Below are 18,075 nucleotides of genomic sequence, written 5' to 3' on the forward strand. Positions count from 1 at the left end.
AGTATTTTAAGTTCGCTTATTAGCGGGAATATCATTACATTTTTTGTATAGTGCTTTTTAGTGCTAGATCTTGCTTTTGCCACGCATTAAAAAGTTTTTGTTGTTGTTTTGAAATTTTTAAACCATAGGTTTTTTGCATGTAAGCATAGGCGTCGGCAATTTTTTTACGGGCATAAAATGGTGGCTCAACAACACGTTGCTTAAAGTTTACTTTTACATCGCATTGGCCGTATTGAGTCGCGGCTCCACCTAGCATGCCAAAACGATAATTAGAGCGGTCAGCATTTATTTCGCCAATTGCGGGGGCTAAGTTATTTATATCAGCTTCCATTTTTCGAAATTTTTCGCTGACTTTACGGCAGTTTTTCCGCCCACCATTTTGCCAACATTGTAGTTGATGCCCAAACTCCCATGCCGATACAATATGCTCCCATTCAATACGTAAAGCGCGCTGGTTTACTTTGCCTGAGCGGGTAAATGTATTACGAGGTACATAGCCACAACCCGTTGGATCTGGCACTAGTTTTTTACCTTGTTTTTTAATATCACAACCGCAATACAGGCTTTTTGCATTGTGCGGTAGCGTTTTTATTAAGTGCTTTTTAGCAGTAGAGAAGCGAGTAAAGTCTTTACTTGATACCGAAAAACAGACACAGCAAGCCAGTAAGGCCAAAATCAATCGGGTCATATCCATCACATACGTGAACTACAGGAGCCCCTAGTTTACTGGCTCAACAGGCAAACATAAACTTATTTAAATCTGCGTTTAATCCTTATGTTTTGCAATAGCAGTAAAAAGCCAGTTAAACAAAAAAGCACACTGGTTGCAGCAAAGCTAATTAATAGAGGATTGTTAAAGTTTTCACGTTCATCGTAATCCATAATATGCAGCATCCAAAAAAAATCGAAAATTCGCCACAGTGTGCTGCGCACAGTAATCACTTTGCCCGTATCTGATGACAAATAGAGTGTGGTACTAAATGTATCGTTAAATTGTACTTTCCATACATCTTTTTTATAACCGCTTTCTCTTGGTCCTAAACCTATTAAAGTGGTACTTACTGGTTGAGCATCAATAAGTAAATGCGCGTGTGCATTAGCAATTATTTGCTGTTTATTGGGGGCTTTAAATGGTTGCCCAGTAATACCATTAAAACTTTGAGGGTTGCCTTCACTGGTTACAGTTATAAGTGGGGTAGATAAAAAATGCGCAAAGGTTATCTTAGTCGGATTAGTTACTTGCGAAACAATATTATCAATTGATGCGACGTAATCGCTGCTTTTAAAGGGGTTAGCTAGGGTGCGTGTTGCTAGGTGTTTACCATGTACTTTTTCAAGCGGAATAGCGCTCATAACCAAACCGCCAAGCAACCAAGCTAATATTTGTATTCCTAATAAATAGCCCAACCATTTATGAAGTTTACGTGCTGGTTTAAAAACTTTTTTCATGTGTGTTTATCTTATTATTTTTACGAGACATTTTACGCGATGGTTGAGCAAGGTGAGTGCGACAAAATGTCGCACTAGTGCATTAAAATAGCGTTTCAGCACAATAGCGCCAATTGTAAGCAGCAATAGCACTCTAAAATAAGAGTATTACTATATAAAACGTCTATTTATAGGGTGTTGATTTGGTATAAAGGTAAAACTGCGTTAAAGTTTGCATGGTAACCATTAGAGGATAAATACGAGACAATGTCGGAAATTCAATTTTTAAATGTAGATCTAGAGCTTGAGTCAAAACAAGATATTAGTGTGCTGGTGGCCGACCTAAAAAAAGTCGCAACGATTTTACATTATGACAAAGACGAATACCGTCAATTAGCACGTATTGAGGTAGCTGGCGATGTAAAATCACCAGACAAAGCAATAAACCATATATGTGAGCTTATTGAGTCATGTTCACGCAATGCATTAAAGCAATGGTTGAGCTGCTCACGTAGAACGTTTGATATAGGGTTTGAGTCAGGCACGTCGCCAAAGTGTTTTAATCAAGCTTTACATGCAGATACACTACTGCGTATATCTGCTATTGGCGCGGGTATGGAAATAACAATTTACCCTCTCGAAAAATAACTTACGTCTTTCGCTCAACAACGGCTGCGGTCATTTTTGATACGCAGCACAGCTCGTTGCGGCTGTTTGTGATTTTTATTTCCCAAACAGAGCTTCGTTTTCCAATATGAAATGCGCGTGCTGTTGCCGTTAATGCACCATTGCGAGAAGCCTTTAAATGGCTTGCACTTATTTCTTGCCCAACACAGTAAAACTTTGTGAAATCAACCACAAAATTAGCAGCATAGCTAGCTACGGTTTCGGCGAGTACAACGTTTGCGCCGCCATGAACCATACCAATAGGGTTATGGTGTGCAGGGATTGCAGGCATAGTTGCTACTAAGTAATCGTCGCCTATCTCTGTTATTTCGATTCCCATGGTTTTCATTAGTGTCCCTTGGCCATTAATGCCTTCGTCCAATTGTTTACACAATGCTAATGTAATGGGTTGATGCCAAATACTCATATAGATTCCTTTAAATTTAATGTAGCAAGTTACTATTTTTATAGGCTATTTTAGAAAGCCCCTAAAATGTACACGTAAGGAAGTAATTTGGCTATTTGAACGGATAATTTAAATTTGCGATTTTTATTTAACTGTATATACTCACAGTTAAATGTACTGTATGGAAAACCAGTTGTATGCGCCCATTAACTAAACGCCAAGCTCAAATACTCGAATTAATTAAAGTGTTTATTAAAGACACTGGTATGCCGCCTACACGTGCCGAAATAGCACAAACGTTAGGGTTTAAAAGTGCAAATGCCGCTGAGGAACATTTAAAAGCCCTTGCCAAAAAAGGGGTGATTAAAATGAAACCTGGCGCAAGCCGTGGAATCCAACTTGTTGAAGAAGAGGAGCCAGAACAATTAGGTTTACCGCTTATTGGCCGAGTTGCGGCAGGTTCCCCTATTTTGGCGCAAGAACATGTTGAAAGCCACTGTAAAATTGACCCATTAATGTTTAAACCAGCTGCCGACTTTTTACTGCGCGTAAACGGTATGAGTATGAAAGATATAGGCATTATGGATGGCGATTTACTTGCTGTGCATAAAACACAAGTGGCTGAAAATGGTCAAGTTGTGGTTGCCCGTGTTGATGACGATGTAACCGTAAAACGCATTGAAAAGGCGGGTCGCCAGGTGTTGCTTCATGCTGAAAATGACGAGTTTGCACCAATTAAGGTCGATCTTGAAACTGAGTCGTTCAACATTGAAGGCTTGGCAGTGGGCGTTATTCGTAACGCAGACTGGATGTAGTTTTTCTTATTTTATAAAAAGCGCACTTTTTTGGTGCGCTTTTTTAATTTTTAAAATTTTGTTTGTTTTTTATTCACACTCTTTCATTTCATCCTTAGCCCTTACTACCTCTCGACTTGAGCTATTTCTCTCTACGTTCAACTAAACCAACTCTCTACTTTTTATATATTTATTGTTTGTTTTTAATACAAAAAACTTGCATGGTGGTTAAATATTAACTAATTGTTAATAAGCTGACGCTGGCAATACTCATCGCTTTTAAGTTTTGAGCACACACAATAAATTTTTGCTAGCGCAGTGAATGCCAATTTTTATAAATAAAACGGCATTAATAAAAAAATAAAAATAACGAATTGGCGTTTAAGCCGTATGCCTCTTCGCTTTGCACTAGCAACAGCATCAAAGGAGTCGTCACATGGGTAAACTTAGTTGTACCTTGTGGCTTATATTGTGTGTTTTTCCGCAGTTAGCCTTGGCAAATAGCCAATTTAATATGCGTAAAGGCGTTACAGATATAAGTGAAAATGTTTACGAATTACACATGACCATATTTTTTATATGTTGTGTGATTGGGATAATAGTGTTTGCCATTATGCTTTGGGCACTCATTCATCATCGCAAATCTAAAGGAGCGGTTCCCGCTCAATTCCACGAAAGCACCAAAGTAGAAATTCTTTGGACCGCCATTCCATTTGTTATTTTAATTGCTATGGCTGTGCCTGCTACAAAAACCTTAATCGCTATGGAAGATGCCAGTAAAGCCGACTTAACAATTAAAGTTACAGGTTCACAGTGGAAATGGCATTATGAATACATGGGAGAAGATGTAGAGTTTTACTCAATGCTTGCAACTCCTCAGGATGAAATAACTAATTTAGCTGATAAAAACCCAAATTATTTACTTGAGGTAGACAAACCCCTCGTACTACCAATTAATCAAAAAATTCGTTTTTTAATGACCTCAGATGATGTTATCCACTCTTGGTGGGTACCAGACTTTGCCGTTAAAAAAGACGCCAATCCAGGCTTTATTAACGAAACATGGACCAACATAAACGAAGAAGGTATTTACCGAGGTCAGTGTGCTGAGCTGTGCGGTAAAGATCACGGATTTATGCCCGTTGTGGTAGAGGCTAAATCTGAGGCTGACTTTAAAGTATGGTTGGCCGATGCTAAACAAGCTAAGCAACAAGCAGCTTTAGCTGATGCCGCTTTACTTGGTCAAACATTACCTAAAGAAGAGCTAATGGAGCTGGGCGCTCAAGTATACATGGCAAGTTGTGCAGCATGTCATCAACCTACGGGGTTAGGGCTACCGGGCGTATTTCCGGCTCTAAAAGGCAGCCCAATTGTACTTGGCGATATAAAAGGTCATATTGACATACTTATTCATGGGAGCCCAGGTACGGCAATGCAATCATTTGCCAAGCAGTTATCTATAAAACAATTGGCTGCGGTTATTACTTACAAGCGAAATGCATGGGGTAACGATACCGGTGATGTTATTCAGCCTAGTGAGATTCAAGCAGCACTTGATGCCGACGTGGAGGCTAACTAATGAGTAGCATAGCAGAACAACCAAACGCCAATGAAGCGCATCATGCGCATCATCCAGCTAAAGGCTTTAAGCGCTGGCTTTATACAACAAATCATAAAGATATTGGCAGTTTATATTTAATATTTTCGTTGACCATGTTTTTAATTGGTGGCGCCATGGCTATGGTGATCAGGGCTGAACTATTTCAGCCTGGGTTGCAGTTGGTCGATCCCCACTTTTTTAATCAAATGACTACAGTTCACGGTTTAATAATGGTGTTTGGCGCCGTTATGCCTGCCTTTACGGGATTAGCCAATTGGATGATACCGTTAATGATAGGTGCGCCAGATATGGCATTACCTAGAATGAATAACTGGAGTTTTTGGATTTTACCTTTCGCATTCTTAATTTTGCTTGCTTCTTTATTTATGCCTGGAGGAGGCCCTGCTTTTGGCTGGACCTTCTATGCTCCGCTTTCAACCACATACAGTAACGACAATACTGCCTTGTTTGTATTTGCGGTGCACATAATGGGTATTAGCTCAATTATGGGTGCTATTAATGTGGTTGTGACTATAGTTAATTTGCGTGCACCTGGGATGACGTGGATGAAACTCCCCCTGTTTGTATGGACATGGCTAATAACGGCATTTTTACTCATTGCTGTTATGCCCGTTTTGGCAGGGGCGGTGACCATGGTTTTAACCGATAAATATTTTGCGACTAGCTTTTTTGATGCTGCCGGCGGTGGCGATCCGGTGATGTTCCAGCATATATTTTGGTTTTTTGGTCACCCCGAAGTTTACATCATGATTTTGCCAGCCTTTGGTATCATTTCAACCATAGTGCCCACTTTCTCGCGTAAAAAGCTATTTGGCTATGCATCTATGGTTTATGCCACGTCATCTATAGCATTGCTAAGCTTTATTGTGTGGGCGCATCACATGTTTACCACCGGTATGCCGGTAGCTGCAGAGCTATTTTTTATGTACTCCACAATGCTGATATCGGTACCTACCGGCGTGAAAGTATTTAATTGGGTAGCCACCATGTGGCGCGGTTCTATTAGCTTTGAAGTCCCTATGATGTTCAGTATTGCTTTTATAGTGCTGTTCACATTAGGTGGTTTTTCAGGGTTGATGCTTGCTATTACTCCCGCTGATTTTCAATACCACGACACTTATTTTGTAGTGGCTCATTTTCATTATGTGTTAGTGACAGGGGCGGTATTTTCTATCATGGCGGGTGCTTATTACTGGCTGCCAAAATGGACTGGCAATATGTTTAATATCACGCTGGCTAAGTGGCATTTTTGGTTGTCGTTAGTCAGTGTAAATGTGCTGTTTTTTCCAATGCATTTTGTGGGTTTGGCTGGTATGCCTCGTCGTATTCCTGATTATGCACTGCAATTTGCAGACTTCAACGCAATTATAAGTATTGGTGGTTTTGCATTTGGTTTATCTCAGCTGTTGTTTGTAGTGGTTGTTTTTAAATGTGCAAGAGGCGGCGAAAAAGTCCCTGCAAAAGTATGGGATGGCGCTGAAGGGTTAGAGTGGGAAGTTGAATCCCCTGCGCCTTACCATACCTTTTCAACACCACCGGAAATTAAATAATGACCCACGCACCGCTCCTTAAACGCTTGATTATTATCAGCATAGGTATGTTTGCGTTTGCGTTTGCCTTAGTGCCGTTATACGACGTGTTTTGTGACTTAACCGGGCTAAATGGTAAGCCATCGTTAGAGCAAGCGCAGCATAGTAGCGTGATTGAGCAAACAAGGGACGTTAGCGTGAGTTTTACAACTCATGCACAAAGCGGTGCACCTTTTGAGGTGAAATCAAAAGAGTACAGTGTGGTTGTGAAACCCGGAGAAATGCGAGAAGTCGTTTTTAGCGCAAAAAATAGTAGTGAACTCGATAAAGTTATGCAGGCAGTACCGTCTGTTTCACCAGGCAAAGCGGCAAAATATTTACACAAAATGGCCTGCTTTTGCTTTGATCAACAACCCCTAAAAGCGGGGGAAGAGCTCGAATTTAAATTGCTTTTTTATGTTGATACAGCGCTTCCAAGTGATGTTGAAGAGCTAACTTTGTCTTACACCGTATTTGATATTAGTGAGCAACTAGTTGCCAGTAATAACTAGCAACAAACACTAGTGCGAAACTAGGAGCAAGTAAAATGAATCAAGAACATGAGCATTATTACGTACCAGAGCAAAGCCCGTGGCCCATTGTAGGAGCGGTTGCGTTGTTTTTTATCGCCGTAGGCGCAGGCTTAACAGTTATGGAAGTTGGCAAGGAAGGGGGGAGCGGTGTTTATTTACTTTATGCCGGTATAGCCGTTCTTTTATATATGTTATTTGGCTGGTTTAAAAATGTTATTCACGAGTCAGGCCAAGGGTTGTACTCAGCACAAATGGATCGTTCTTTTCGACAAGGCATGAGCTGGTTCATTTTTTCTGAGGTTATGTTTTTTATGGCCTTTTTTGGTGCGTTATTTTATGCACGTATGATTTCGGTGCCCTGGTTGGGGGGCGCGGGTAACAATGCTATGACTAATGAAGTGTTGTGGCCTACCTTTGAAGCTATGTGGCCTTTGGTTGTTACACCCTCCGGTGACACAACCCAAGCTATGGGGTGGCAAGGCCTACCATTGATCAATACGTTAATTTTAATCGCTTCATCGGTCACGTTACATTTTGCCCATGTTGCAATGGAGAACAACAAACGTAAACCACTGAAAGTGTTTTTAGGACTTACGGTGTTATTAGGCGTGTGCTTTTTAGCATTGCAAGTAGAGGAATACGTTCATGCATACAATGACTTAAATTTAACATTAGATGCCGGTGTGTACGGTAATACATTCTTTTTGCTTACAGGCTTTCATGGCATGCATGTCACACTCGGAGCCATACTTTTATTTGTCATTTTAATACGAATATTAAAAGGTCATTTTACCAAAGAAAAGCACTTTGCGTTTCAAGCTGCTGCTTGGTATTGGCACTTTGTTGATGTGGTATGGCTGTGTTTATTTGTGTTTGTATATGTGCTGTAACGTTTATGGGCGAGCTATTTGCCTTTATATAACCGAGCTTAACTGCTGCGATTGTGACCACTAATACAACAACCGAAAACAACACTCGGCGTCCTAAAAAGTGAGACATAGGTCGCCCGTTTGTTTTCCCAGACACCATAATAAATAGCGCTCTAAATAAGTTAAAAAGTATAAACATTAACAACAGTACAATAATAATTTTAATAATCACTGAGTTGACCCTTTATGCAAGTAGTTTTAAGGCACAAACAAAAGCTTAGTTCAATAATCACAATTTGTATGGTTGTGGTTGTCGTACTGGTATGTGTGCGCCTAGGTTTTTGGCAATTAGAACGAGGTGAAAAAAAACAGCAACAGCTCACTGCTATTGCTCAAATACAAACTCATGGTGTTATGAGTTGGTCGCAGTTGCTTAATTTACCAAAGCAGTGGAATAAAACCGGTGTACTAGTCGAGCTTAAAGGGACACTTTTAAGCGAACATTACTGGTTGTTAGATAATCAAGTATATAACGGACAAGTGGGTTACGACCTACTCGTCCTGTTAAAACCAAATAATGATATGCGTGCAGTATTGGTTAATTTAGGTTGGATGAGAGCCCCGCTATCACGGGATATTTTACCTGCAGTAGTTATGCCCCAAGGTGAGTTTACGGTCAAAGCACAAATTAAAGAAAATAACCTCAGTAGTTTTACTCTAGAAGACAAAACCTCGAGTGGTGATCTGTCCAAACGCATTCAATCAATCGACTTAAGCTTTATACAATCACACACTCATTTCCCATTAGTTAACTTTATGGCTTACCGCCAAGGTGAGGGTGATGAAATTGCGATACCGCATTACGAAGCGGTTGTAATGAGCCCACAAAAACATAACGCCTATGCGGTGCAGTGGTTTTTAATCGCCTTTGCATGTGTTGTTGTAGCCATTTTTGCGAGTAAAAAAAGGAATAAAAATGAAAAATAAACCCCTTTTATTGTTTGTAACCTGTTGTGCTATCCCTTTGTTTTTAGCCTATAGCGCGCTCAAATTCGATTGGTTACCTAGTGCGGTTACAAATCACGGTGAATTTCTAAATGAAGAGATAAAACTAGAAAACTGGCAACAAAATAATCCTAAACAATGGACTATAGCGCTTAATTATTCGAGTGAGTGCAGTGCGTCATGTAACGAGCAACTTGAGGCGCTTAATAATTTGTATATAGCGCTTGGTAAAAATCAAGGAAAGGTAGATATGGCTGTTATGGGGAGTCCTTCACAAGCTGACTTACCGTGGAAAAAAATGGCCCAGCAAGCAAGCTTGACCCCCGCAAGTTTGTATTTAATTGATCATATGGGACTTGTGGTACTTGAGTACCCATACAAAGCAAAGCCTCAAGAAAACCGCTTAGTTCAAAAAGGGCTATTAAAGGATTTAAAAAAACTACTTAACTATTCTCGTTCAAGCTAATCCGTTTAGTGTGAGGTAAAAGATGTACAAAAATTATAAGAATTGGGTTTTATTGACCGGACTTTTTGCTTTAGTTGTTGTTGCACTGGGTGCATACACTCGTTTGAGTGATGCAGGGCTGGGTTGCCCAGATTGGCCCGGGTGTTATGGCTTTTTAACGGTTCCTAAACATGAAGCTGATATTGCTTTAGCAACACAAAGCTACCCTGATATGGTGTTTGAAAAAGCAAAAGCCTGGAAAGAAATGATTCATAGGTATTTTGCGGGCACCTTAGGATTGATGATTTTAGCGCTGTTTATTGTTGCTTTTTTAAAGCGCCAATTTCCAACTACACCATTAAAGCTCACATCTTTATTGCTATTACTTGTTGTGTTTCAGGCTGCCTTAGGTATGTGGACTGTCACTATGAATCTGCAACCACTTATAGTGATGGGGCATTTATTGGGTGGTTTTAGTATTTTATCGCTGATTACATTGCTGTATTTAAGGTTAACAGCAAAACCCATTATGGGCGGAGATGCGGGGGCTAAGCGGTATTATGGATTAAGTTTAATTGCGCTTATTGTACTGGTCTTGCAAATAGCGCTGGGTGGTTGGCTTGCGGCTAATTACGCAGCACCACACTGTAATGGTTTACCTTTGTGTGATTACGCTCAGCCTTTTTCACTGAGGAGTGTTTTTCAGTTACCGCTTGAGCACAGCAACTACGAGTTTGGTGTGCTTTCACAACAAGCAAGAATGTCTATTCACTTATTACACCGTATTTGGGCATTAGTAACCTGTATAGTTTTGGCGCTTATTATGTGGAAAATTTACAGTCACGCTTACTCTCAAAAAATTAAAAGCTGCGTAATAGCAGTATTGGTTACTTTATTTTGCCAAATTAGCTTAGGACTCATTTTGGTACATTGGCACTTTCCGTTGGGTGTTGCACTGGCGCATAACCTAATGGCTGCCATACTGTTATTAAGTATGGTTAGGTTGTGTTATTACCTAAAATCACGCACATAAAGGAGAAATATAATGGCACTAACAATAAACAAAAAAACAATACAGCCTGCACATACTCAATCACTTAGCTTGCGTGCTTACGATCTATTACAAGATTACTTAGCCATCAGTAAATTTAAAGTGGTGGCGATGTTGGTTTTAACAGCCTGGGTTGGATTAGCATTAGCCCCGGATGTTGGACGTGGAATAGGCGTTCAGATGATTAGTCTATTAGGAATAGGGCTGTTATCTGCTGCCGCTGCCGTTATTAACCATGTAGTAGATAGCGAAATAGACTCTAAAATGGCAAGAACGCGTCATCGCCCTGTTGCTAAAGGGCGTTTAAGTAAAACACATGCATTAACGTTTGCGGCAAGTATTGGTATTGCTGGTTTCATCATGCTTATGGTGTGGGCTAATACGCTTACAGCAATATTAACGTTATTTGCATTAGTGGGTTATGCCTTTATTTATACGTCATTTTTAAAACGTGCAACACCTCAAAATATTGTAATAGGCGGACTTGCTGGAGCGATGCCGCCATTGCTTGGTTGGGTATCTGAAACAAACCAAATGGCAGCAGCGCCGTGGTTGCTTGTTATGATTATATTTACCTGGACTCCTCCTCATTTTTGGGCTTTAGCCATTGCTCGAAAAAGTGATTACGAGCGTGCAAAAATTCCAATGCTGCCGGTTACCCACGGTATCGACTTTTGTAAAACATGTGTAGTTGCGTACTCAGTTTTATTGGCCTTAGTGTGTGTGATGCCATACTTAATTGGTATGTCAGGAGGTATTTACTTAGTTGGAGCTTGTGCGCTAAATAGTGTGTTTATGTACAAAGCCATTAGGTTAAAATTTGCAGCTAATAACGACAAGGCTATGGATTTATTTCGTTTTTCGATAGTGCATTTAATGGTACTCTTCGTGATCTTATTTATAGATAAATGGCTTCCTTTATGAAACGGTTATGGCTTTTAGTAATTGTTGTTTTAAGTTTATTTTTATCAGCGTGCTCAAGTGAAAACGATCCTCAAAACTTAAATGCACTTGTTTATGAAAACGCTAAATCACTTTCGGATTTTACGTTAAAAAATCAGCACGGCGAACCAGTGACAAAAGCGCAATTTAAAGGGCAATGGAATTTAGTGTTTTTAGGATACACAAGTTGTCCCGATATATGCCCGTTAACATTGGCTAAGTTAAACGCAGTTTATAAAGAGCTGGAGGCTGATTACCCATTACAAATATGGTTTGTGTCGGTCGATCCAAACAGAGATACAGCAGAAAAACGAAAACAATATATAGATTACTTTAACCCCAATTTTTTGGCTGTTTCAGGGGAGCACAAAGATCTTTTTCCAGTAGTAAGAGAGCTTGGCCTCATTTACGCAATTAGTGATACAACAAAAGCTGATTATGCGGTTGATCATAGCGCATCAGTTGCGTTGGTTGATGATACAGGAGCGCTAAGAGCTATTTTCAAACCTGAGTTTAAACAAGGCAGTGTGCCGCTTATTAATTCAACTCAATTAGCGCAAGAGTTTAAAGTTATTGCAAACTACTACTAAAAACTGACTTTTTAGATTTTCACGTATTTTAAGGGGGCTTTAGGCTCCCTTTTTTGTTTTTTCATTCCTGTTTATAAATTTATTAAATTTTTTTTTGACCCTTTTATGGCAATTTTAGTAACTAGAGCTAAGCTTTTGTTATGAATTGAAATGAAAGGGATTACACAATTTTAAATGTTAAAACTTCCAAGCGAACTTGTGATTACCCAAGTTGAAACGCTCCACCAAGACTTACTACAAGAACTCAATAGCAACGACGATATAAGTCTTGATATTAGCGGTGTAGTGTCTGCAGATACTGCATCTATTCAGCTGTTATGTGCGCTTCAAAAACACTTACTTACCATCCAACACAAAATTATATGGGTCGGCAGTAGTGCAGCATTAGCACATACCATTAATCAGCTTGGCTTAAGTCATTATTTAACAATCGAAAGAAATAGTTAGAGGTTTATATGAAAAAAATCTTAGCAGTTGATGATTCAGCATCAATGCGTCAGATGGTGAGCTTTACCTTAAAAACCGCAGGCTTTGATGTAACAGAGGCCAAAGACGGCAGTGAGGCATTGGCTATTGCTAAGCAGCAAGGTTTTGATGCGGTTATTTCAGATGTAAACATGCCCATTATGGATGGTATTACATTAATTCGAGAGCTACGTACATTACCCGATTATAAATTTACGCCACTACTTATGCTAACAACCGAGTCGGGCTTAGAAAAAAAGGTAGAAGGTAAAGCGGCTGGTGCAACAGGCTGGATAGTAAAGCCATTTAATCCTGAGCAGTTACTAGCGGTAATTAAAAAGGTTATTCGTTAGTCAAGGAGCGCAAAGTGAGTATAGATTTAAGTCAATTTTTTGAAGTTTTCTTTGAAGAGAGTTTTGAAGGCCTCGATACCATGGAAGCTGAGCTTTTAAACTTAGTACCCGGTGAGGAAGACTTAGAAACTATTAACACTATTTTTAGAGCCGCCCATTCAATAAAAGGGGGGAGTGGGACATTTGGTTTTTCATCGGTGTCTGATTTTACTCATGTACTTGAAACCTTACTTGACCAAATTCGTCAAGGCGAGCGCACCCTGACAACCGAGCACGTTAATTTATTACTTAAAGCGGTTGATTGCCTTCGTTCGTTACTGGCTGGATTGCAGGCAGAGCAAGAGACCGACTTAACTGAAGCCGATACACTACGAGCACAATTTGAAGAAGTGCTAGGAATAAATAGCACAACGCAAGAGTCCAACATTCAAACGTCTGATAGCCAGTCTGATAGCGATACATACCAAATAGACTTTAAGCCTCATCATCACTTATTTAAAACAGGTAATGAACCACTCATTATGATTAGTGAGCTTGAGCAGTTAGGCGAGTTAGATACCACCGTTTTTTATGATGAAGTCCCTGAAATAACCAATTTGAGCAGTGATGAGTGCTTTTTACATTGGCGTTTTTTCTTAAATACCAGCCATGGTGAAAGCGCAATTAAAGAGGTGTTCGAATGGGTTGAAGATGACGCTGATATTACCATTGAACTGTGTGGCGGCCTGTTTACTGATGAGTTACCCGCTCCTGAAAATGACAGTAGTACAGTAGCTCAAGAGCCATTAATCCAAGAGCCAGAGCCAAAGCAGGCGGAACAAGCTAAGCCCATAAAGCCAACCTCTGCTAATACTAATAAAAAATCAACAACACCCGAGTCGACTTCTATTCGCGTTGGGATTGATAAAGTTGACTCATTAATAAACATGGTGGGTGAGCTTGTTATTACTCAAGCTATGCTTAATCAACTTAGCGAGCAAGACATTACGCCAGCAACAATTACGGCATTGCAAGAAGGTTTAGCGCAACTTGCGCACAACACTCGCGATTTACAAGAAAACGTAATGCGTATCCGCATGTTGCCAATTAATTTTGTATTTAGCCGTTTCCCACGTTTGGTGCGCGACATTGCGCAAAAGCTAAATAAACAGGTTGAATTAAAGCTGATAGGCGAGCAAACCGAATTAGACAAAACCGTGATGGAAAAAATTTCTGATCCTATGGTTCATTTGGTTAGAAACTCATTAGATCATGGCTTAGAAACGGTTGAGAAAAGACTGCAAGCCGGAAAAGATCCAGTAGGAACGGTCACTTTAAATGCATTTCACCAAGGCGGAAATATTGTTATTGAAATAATGGATGATGGGCAAGGGCTAAACACTAAAAAAATTCAAGAAAAAGCCATTGCTAATGGACTGATCTCTGCCGACAACCACCTTAGCAATGAGGAAATAAACGAGCTTATATTTATGCCTGGTTTTTCCACTATGGATGAAGTGAGTGACTTATCTGGCCGTGGTGTTGGTATGGATGTAGTTAAGCGTAATATTCAGTCATTAAATGGCTCTGTAGAGGTTACATCCGCGCCAGGTGTAGGATCAACGTTTACAATTAGATTACCGCTTACACTGGCTATTTTAGATGGCCAATTAGTTAAAGTGGCCCAGCATACCTATATTATTCCGCTTATTTCTATTGTTGAATCGCTGCAAATTGATATTGCCAAAGTAAGCCGTGTAGGCAAAAACCTAGACGTACTTAGATTGCGTGATGAATACATTCCAATTTTAAGACTCTACGATATTTTTAATCATGATAACGCCATTGAGTCTCTTGATAAAACCCTGCTTGTTGTCGTAGAAACCGACAACCAAAAAGTGGGTTTATTGGTAGATGACCTCCTATCGCAACAACAGGTTGTTATTAAAAGTTTAGAGGCAAATTACCAAAAAGTAGATGGTATATCCGGTGCGACTATTTTGGGCGATGGACGGGTTTCATTGATAGTTGATATAAGCGGGTTGATAAAGCTTTCAGGTTTAAAAAAGCCGGGCAGCCAAGAGTTAAGTATTGAGTCGCAAGCTGCTTTGGAGGCGTTATGATTTCGGAGCTAAATCTGCAGCAGCAAAAGGGCGTGAAACAATTTTTAACATTCATTATGGCTGATGAAGAGTACGGCGTAGATATTTTAACTGTGCAAGAAATTCGTAGCTGGGAGGAAATAACCGTTTTACCCAACGCTCCCGAATTTGTAAAAGGCGTTATAAATTTGCGTGGCACCATAGTGCCGATTATTGATTTAAGGCTGCGATTTGGATTGCCCAGTATAGAGTATGGGCCGCTTACAGTGGTAATTGTAGTAAAAATAGAGTTTGAGCACGACAGTAAAATTATTGGTATTACCGTTGATGCCGTTTCTGAGGTTTACAGTATTTCAGAGCAAGACGCCAAAGCGGTACCAAGTATTTCAGAGACAAATAACGACGATTATGTGGCAGGGTTAGTTAACGTGGGTGAAAAAATGGTGGCGTTAATCGACTTGCAAAAAACAATGAATATTTAGAGTCAGTATTTGCTAAATAAAGTAAAAATAACTTAAAGGTGGTGATGAGCATGGGATGGTTTAGTAATCCAAAACAGTCTGAATCAAATAATGATTTAATTGTAAGCGCATTAAATAAGTCATTAGCTGTGATTGAGTTTGAGCCAAGCGGTAAAATAATTACCGCTAATGCTAATTTTCTTCGCGTAATGGAATATCAACTAGAAGAGATTCAAGGCCAGCATCACTCTTTATTTGTTGATAATACCGAGGCCCAAGGGAGTGACTACACACATTTTTGGGTACGATTAAACAGCGGCGAATTTATATCTCAAGAATTTAGGCGTTTTACCAAAAGTGGTAAGGAGGTTTGGATTCAGGCCACTTATAACCCAATTATAAACTCCCAGGGGCAAGTTATTAAGGTTGTAAAATTTGCGACGGATATAACACCACAAAAACTCGCTGCAGCAGAGGCAAGAGGGCAAATTAATGCAATTAGTAAGTCTCAAGCAGTAATAGAGTTTAATTTAGACGGCACTATTATTGATGCAAACGATAATTTTTTAAATACGTTGGGGTATCAGCTTAACGACATTATAGGGCAGCACCACCGATTATTTGTTACACCTGAACACGCAAATAGTGATGAATATAAAGCTTTTTGGGCTAAGTTAGGGCGCGGTGAATTTGACTCGGGTGAATATTTAAGAATAGGTAAACAAGGTCAGGAAGTTTGGATTCAGGCCTCTTATAACCCAATTTATGATATAAATGGCAAGCCATTTAAAGTAATTAAATACGCATCAGATATAACAGCTCAAAAAGAGTTAGAAAAATCTTCGCGCAAAACTGCAGACTTAGCCAGCGCCTTAAAAGTATGCCAAGCAAATGTAATGATTGCAGACCAAGACCTCAATATTGTATTCGTAAACGAACGCGTGCAAGACATGTTAAAAGCGCGTGAAAAAGACCTACAAACCGTATTGCCACAATTTTCTGTTGATAATTTAATAGGTACTTGTGTTGATGATTTTCATAAGAAGCCGTCACACCAACGAGATTTATTAAAAAATTTAGATGAACCTTATAAAGCAGAGCTGCGTTTAGCGGGGCTTATTTTTACATTAATAGCGACGCCATGGTACAGCCAAGCAGGAAAGAAACTCGGTACCATTGTTGAGTGGGACGATATTACTGAAAAGGTTGCTAAAGCTGACGCAGAGCGTGCCATAGCACAAGAAAACCTTCGTGTGCGCCAAGCACTTGATACTGTCGCGACTAATACCATGATTGCAGATTCATCAAATGTCATTGTGTACATGAATAAAGCTGTTAGAAATATGATGCGTATTGCTGAAAATGACCTTCGAAAAGACCTACCTAATTTTGATAGCAAAAATCTACTTAATCAAAATATTGATGTGTTTCATAAAAACCCAGCGCACCAACAAAATCTATTAGCAACGTTAAAAAATACTTATAGCACGCAAATAAAGGTTGGTGGACGCACATTTGGTTTGGTTGCAAACCCAATAATAACCCCAGAGCAAGAGAGAATTGGCACCGTTGTAGAGTGGGAAGATAGAACCGCAGAAGTTGCAATAGAAAGAGAAATAGCGCAATTAGTGAGTGCTGCAGGAGAGGGAGACCTTGATACGCGTGTAATGGAAGAGGGTAAAGAAGGGTTCTTTTTACGCTTGGCACAAGGGTTAAACAGTTTAGTTAAAATTGTAGACGATGCGGTCGCAGACACTGGCAATATGCTAGATGCCTTGGCAACCGGTGACTTATCTAAGCGAATTGAAAAAGAATACAAAGGCTCGTTTGATAAATTAAAACGCGACGCAAACACCACGGCAGATAAATTAACGGAGGTTATTAATCGTATAAGTTCATCAGCAACCTTAGTGGCCAGTGGCGCAGAAGAAATTTCTCAGGGGAACGCAGATTTAAGTCAGCGCACGGAAGAGCAAGCATCATCATTGGAAGAAACCGCCTCAAGTATGGAAGAAATGACGAGTACAGTACGTCAAAATGCAGACAATGCTAAAGTGGCAAATACACTCGCAGAAGAAACATGCGATAAAGCGATTCAAGGTGGTGAGGTGGTTAATCGTGCTGTGACGAGTATGTCGGCAATTAATGAATCGAGTAAAAAGATTGCTGACATCATTGGTGTGATTGACGAAATTGCATTTCAAACTAACTTACTTGCACTTAATGCGGCCGTTGAAGCAGCTAGAGCGGGAGAGCAAGGGCGTGGCTTTGCGGTTGTTGCAGGTGAAGTGCGTAATTTAGCTCAGCGCTCAGCAGGGGCCGCTAAAGAAATTAAAGAGCTGATAAGAGATAGTGTAGGTAAAGTAGCAGATGGCTCTCAGCTTGTTAATGAATCAGGTGCAACGCTTAAAGAAATTGTGGTGTCGGTACAAAAAGTGACGCAAATGATTTCAGATATTACTGAGGCATCTGAAGAGCAAAGTGCAGGTATAGAGCAAGTAAATAAAGCTATATCTCAAATGGATGAAATGACCCAGCAAAACGCAGCCTTAGTTGAAGAAGCATCGGCTGCAGGTGAATCAATGGCTGAGCAAGCAAATGAAATGCGCAGACTTCTTAATTTCTTTTCACTGGGTCAGCAAGACATGGCTATTATGTCGCCCACAATGAATACCCCAAGCTTAGCTCACAAATCACAAAGTAACGCAGTACAAAGCAAGCCAAGAGGCGATAATTTTATTGATTCGGCAGACGAGTGGGAAGAATTTTAATTATTTGATTACAGGCCTTATTGGAA

The 18,075-nt window shown here is 39.9% G+C and carries 20 protein-coding genes; 16 read left to right on the forward strand and 4 right to left on the reverse strand.

What is annotated here, in order from left to right:
* Window positions 1-34 precede the first annotated feature (34 nt).
* Window positions 35-694 carry an endonuclease gene (locus MTP24_RS00840; protein WP_006793769.1) on the reverse strand — a complete coding sequence of 220 codons (660 nt, stop codon included), beginning with the start codon at window positions 692-694 and terminating at the stop codon, window positions 35-37.
* Between the two features lie 56 nt (window positions 695-750).
* The gene (locus MTP24_RS00845; protein ID WP_243532336.1) at window positions 751-1,449 is read right to left on the reverse strand and encodes a hypothetical protein; all 699 of its coding nucleotides are present in this window, start codon (window positions 1,447-1,449) and stop codon (window positions 751-753) included.
* Between the two features lie 246 nt (window positions 1,450-1,695).
* Between MTP24_RS00845 and MTP24_RS00850 the strand changes: the two genes are divergently transcribed.
* Entirely contained in the window at window positions 1,696-2,076 is a 381-nt protein-coding gene (locus MTP24_RS00850) for a hypothetical protein (RefSeq protein WP_006793771.1), read from the forward strand.
* Between the two features lies 1 nt (window position 2,077).
* On the opposite strand, the gene MTP24_RS00855 is transcribed toward MTP24_RS00850, so the two are convergent.
* A complete protein-coding gene (locus tag MTP24_RS00855; RefSeq protein ID WP_243532338.1) occupies window positions 2,078-2,521 on the reverse strand; it encodes a hotdog fold thioesterase in 444 nt (147 codons plus the stop codon).
* Window positions 2,522-2,697: 176 nt separating this feature from the next.
* Between MTP24_RS00855 and lexA the strand changes: the two genes are divergently transcribed.
* From lexA to MTP24_RS00880, 5 genes are all read left to right on the forward strand, one after another.
* On the forward strand, window positions 2,698-3,315 hold the full coding sequence (lexA, locus tag MTP24_RS00860) for a transcriptional repressor LexA (RefSeq protein ID WP_006793773.1): 618 nt from the start codon (window positions 2,698-2,700) through the stop codon (window positions 3,313-3,315).
* 415 nt (window positions 3,316-3,730) lie between these two features.
* Window positions 3,731-4,873 carry a cytochrome c oxidase subunit II gene (gene coxB / locus MTP24_RS00865; RefSeq protein WP_243532340.1) on the forward strand — a complete coding sequence of 381 codons (1,143 nt, stop codon included), beginning with the start codon at window positions 3,731-3,733 and terminating at the stop codon, window positions 4,871-4,873.
* A complete protein-coding gene (ctaD, locus tag MTP24_RS00870; RefSeq protein WP_006793775.1) occupies window positions 4,873-6,465 on the forward strand; it encodes a cytochrome c oxidase subunit I in 1,593 nt (530 codons plus the stop codon). The genes coxB and ctaD overlap by 1 nt, the downstream gene beginning before the upstream one ends.
* A complete protein-coding gene (locus tag MTP24_RS00875) occupies window positions 6,465-6,995 on the forward strand; it encodes a cytochrome c oxidase assembly protein (RefSeq protein WP_243532342.1) in 531 nt (176 codons plus the stop codon). The genes ctaD and MTP24_RS00875 overlap by 1 nt, the downstream gene beginning before the upstream one ends.
* A 35-nt stretch (window positions 6,996-7,030) precedes the next feature.
* On the forward strand, window positions 7,031-7,906 hold the full coding sequence (locus tag MTP24_RS00880; protein ID WP_006793777.1) for a cytochrome c oxidase subunit 3: 876 nt from the start codon (window positions 7,031-7,033) through the stop codon (window positions 7,904-7,906).
* On the opposite strand, the gene MTP24_RS18965 is transcribed toward MTP24_RS00880, so the two are convergent.
* A complete protein-coding gene (locus tag MTP24_RS18965; protein ID WP_347814585.1) occupies window positions 7,806-8,117 on the reverse strand; it encodes a DUF2909 domain-containing protein in 312 nt (103 codons plus the stop codon). The genes MTP24_RS00880 and MTP24_RS18965 overlap by 101 nt on opposite strands.
* A gap of 14 nt (window positions 8,118-8,131) precedes the next feature.
* On the opposite strand from MTP24_RS18965, the gene MTP24_RS00890 reads away from it, so the two are divergent.
* From MTP24_RS00890 to MTP24_RS00935, 10 genes are all read left to right on the forward strand, one after another.
* On the forward strand, window positions 8,132-8,872 hold the full coding sequence (locus tag MTP24_RS00890; protein WP_243532344.1) for an SURF1 family protein: 741 nt from the start codon (window positions 8,132-8,134) through the stop codon (window positions 8,870-8,872).
* Entirely contained in the window at window positions 8,862-9,356 is a 495-nt protein-coding gene (locus tag MTP24_RS00895; protein WP_006793780.1) for a hypothetical protein, read from the forward strand. The genes MTP24_RS00890 and MTP24_RS00895 overlap by 11 nt, the downstream gene beginning before the upstream one ends.
* A 22-nt stretch (window positions 9,357-9,378) precedes the next feature.
* Window positions 9,379-10,368 (forward strand): COX15/CtaA family protein, encoded by a 990-nt coding sequence (locus tag MTP24_RS00900; RefSeq protein WP_058430114.1) that lies wholly within the window; start codon window positions 9,379-9,381, stop codon window positions 10,366-10,368.
* Between the two features lie 12 nt (window positions 10,369-10,380).
* Window positions 10,381-11,310 carry a heme o synthase gene (cyoE, locus tag MTP24_RS00905; protein ID WP_243532346.1) on the forward strand — a complete coding sequence of 310 codons (930 nt, stop codon included), beginning with the start codon at window positions 10,381-10,383 and terminating at the stop codon, window positions 11,308-11,310.
* The gene (locus tag MTP24_RS00910; protein ID WP_243532348.1) at window positions 11,307-11,918 is read left to right on the forward strand and encodes an SCO family protein; all 612 of its coding nucleotides are present in this window, start codon (window positions 11,307-11,309) and stop codon (window positions 11,916-11,918) included. Before cyoE ends, MTP24_RS00910 begins: the two co-directional genes overlap by 4 nt.
* 174 nt (window positions 11,919-12,092) lie before the next feature.
* A complete protein-coding gene (locus tag MTP24_RS00915; protein WP_006793784.1) occupies window positions 12,093-12,365 on the forward strand; it encodes an STAS domain-containing protein in 273 nt (90 codons plus the stop codon).
* An 8-nt stretch (window positions 12,366-12,373) separates the two neighbouring features.
* Window positions 12,374-12,736, forward strand: coding sequence for a response regulator (locus MTP24_RS00920; protein WP_006793785.1), 363 nt, complete (start codon window positions 12,374-12,376; stop codon window positions 12,734-12,736).
* Between the two features lie 14 nt (window positions 12,737-12,750).
* Window positions 12,751-14,838 carry a chemotaxis protein CheA gene (locus tag MTP24_RS00925; protein ID WP_243532350.1) on the forward strand — a complete coding sequence of 696 codons (2,088 nt, stop codon included), beginning with the start codon at window positions 12,751-12,753 and terminating at the stop codon, window positions 14,836-14,838.
* Window positions 14,835-15,299 carry a chemotaxis protein CheW gene (locus MTP24_RS00930; RefSeq protein ID WP_006793787.1) on the forward strand — a complete coding sequence of 155 codons (465 nt, stop codon included), beginning with the start codon at window positions 14,835-14,837 and terminating at the stop codon, window positions 15,297-15,299. Before MTP24_RS00925 ends, MTP24_RS00930 begins: the two co-directional genes overlap by 4 nt.
* Window positions 15,300-15,349: 50 nt before the next feature.
* Window positions 15,350-18,049, forward strand: a complete 2,700-nt coding sequence (locus MTP24_RS00935; protein ID WP_243532352.1) for a methyl-accepting chemotaxis protein — start codon at window positions 15,350-15,352, stop codon at window positions 18,047-18,049.
* Window positions 18,050-18,075 lie beyond the last annotated feature (26 nt).

Origin of the sequence: Pseudoalteromonas sp. APM04, from assembly GCF_022809815.1 — a bacterium.
In the GTDB taxonomy this organism is placed as follows: domain Bacteria; phylum Pseudomonadota; class Gammaproteobacteria; order Enterobacterales; family Alteromonadaceae; genus Pseudoalteromonas; species Pseudoalteromonas marina.

Excerpts from the sequence above, each read along its gene's own strand:
- MTP24_RS00840 (WP_006793769.1), bottom strand. The coding sequence starts at position 694 with ATGGATATGACCCGATTGATTTTGGCCTTACTGGCTTGCTGTGTCTGT.
- MTP24_RS00845 (WP_243532336.1), bottom strand. The coding sequence starts at position 1,449 with ATGAAAAAAGTTTTTAAACCAGCACGTAAACTTCATAAATGGTTGGGC.
- MTP24_RS00850 (WP_006793771.1), top strand. The coding sequence starts at position 1,696 with ATGTCGGAAATTCAATTTTTAAATGTAGATCTAGAGCTTGAGTCAAAA.
- MTP24_RS00855 (WP_243532338.1), bottom strand. The coding sequence starts at position 2,521 with ATGAGTATTTGGCATCAACCCATTACATTAGCATTGTGTAAACAATTG.
- lexA (WP_006793773.1), top strand. The coding sequence starts at position 2,698 with ATGCGCCCATTAACTAAACGCCAAGCTCAAATACTCGAATTAATTAAA.
- coxB (WP_243532340.1), top strand. The coding sequence starts at position 3,731 with ATGGGTAAACTTAGTTGTACCTTGTGGCTTATATTGTGTGTTTTTCCG.
- ctaD (WP_006793775.1), top strand. The coding sequence starts at position 4,873 with ATGAGTAGCATAGCAGAACAACCAAACGCCAATGAAGCGCATCATGCG.
- MTP24_RS00875 (WP_243532342.1), top strand. The coding sequence starts at position 6,465 with ATGACCCACGCACCGCTCCTTAAACGCTTGATTATTATCAGCATAGGT.
- MTP24_RS00880 (WP_006793777.1), top strand. The coding sequence starts at position 7,031 with ATGAATCAAGAACATGAGCATTATTACGTACCAGAGCAAAGCCCGTGG.
- MTP24_RS00890 (WP_243532344.1), top strand. The coding sequence starts at position 8,132 with ATGCAAGTAGTTTTAAGGCACAAACAAAAGCTTAGTTCAATAATCACA.
- MTP24_RS00895 (WP_006793780.1), top strand. The coding sequence starts at position 8,862 with ATGAAAAATAAACCCCTTTTATTGTTTGTAACCTGTTGTGCTATCCCT.
- MTP24_RS00900 (WP_058430114.1), top strand. The coding sequence starts at position 9,379 with ATGTACAAAAATTATAAGAATTGGGTTTTATTGACCGGACTTTTTGCT.
- cyoE (WP_243532346.1), top strand. The coding sequence starts at position 10,381 with ATGGCACTAACAATAAACAAAAAAACAATACAGCCTGCACATACTCAA.
- MTP24_RS00910 (WP_243532348.1), top strand. The coding sequence starts at position 11,307 with ATGAAACGGTTATGGCTTTTAGTAATTGTTGTTTTAAGTTTATTTTTA.
- MTP24_RS00915 (WP_006793784.1), top strand. The coding sequence starts at position 12,093 with ATGTTAAAACTTCCAAGCGAACTTGTGATTACCCAAGTTGAAACGCTC.
- MTP24_RS00920 (WP_006793785.1), top strand. The coding sequence starts at position 12,374 with ATGAAAAAAATCTTAGCAGTTGATGATTCAGCATCAATGCGTCAGATG.
- MTP24_RS00930 (WP_006793787.1), top strand. The coding sequence starts at position 14,835 with ATGATTTCGGAGCTAAATCTGCAGCAGCAAAAGGGCGTGAAACAATTT.
- MTP24_RS00935 (WP_243532352.1), top strand. The coding sequence starts at position 15,350 with ATGGGATGGTTTAGTAATCCAAAACAGTCTGAATCAAATAATGATTTA.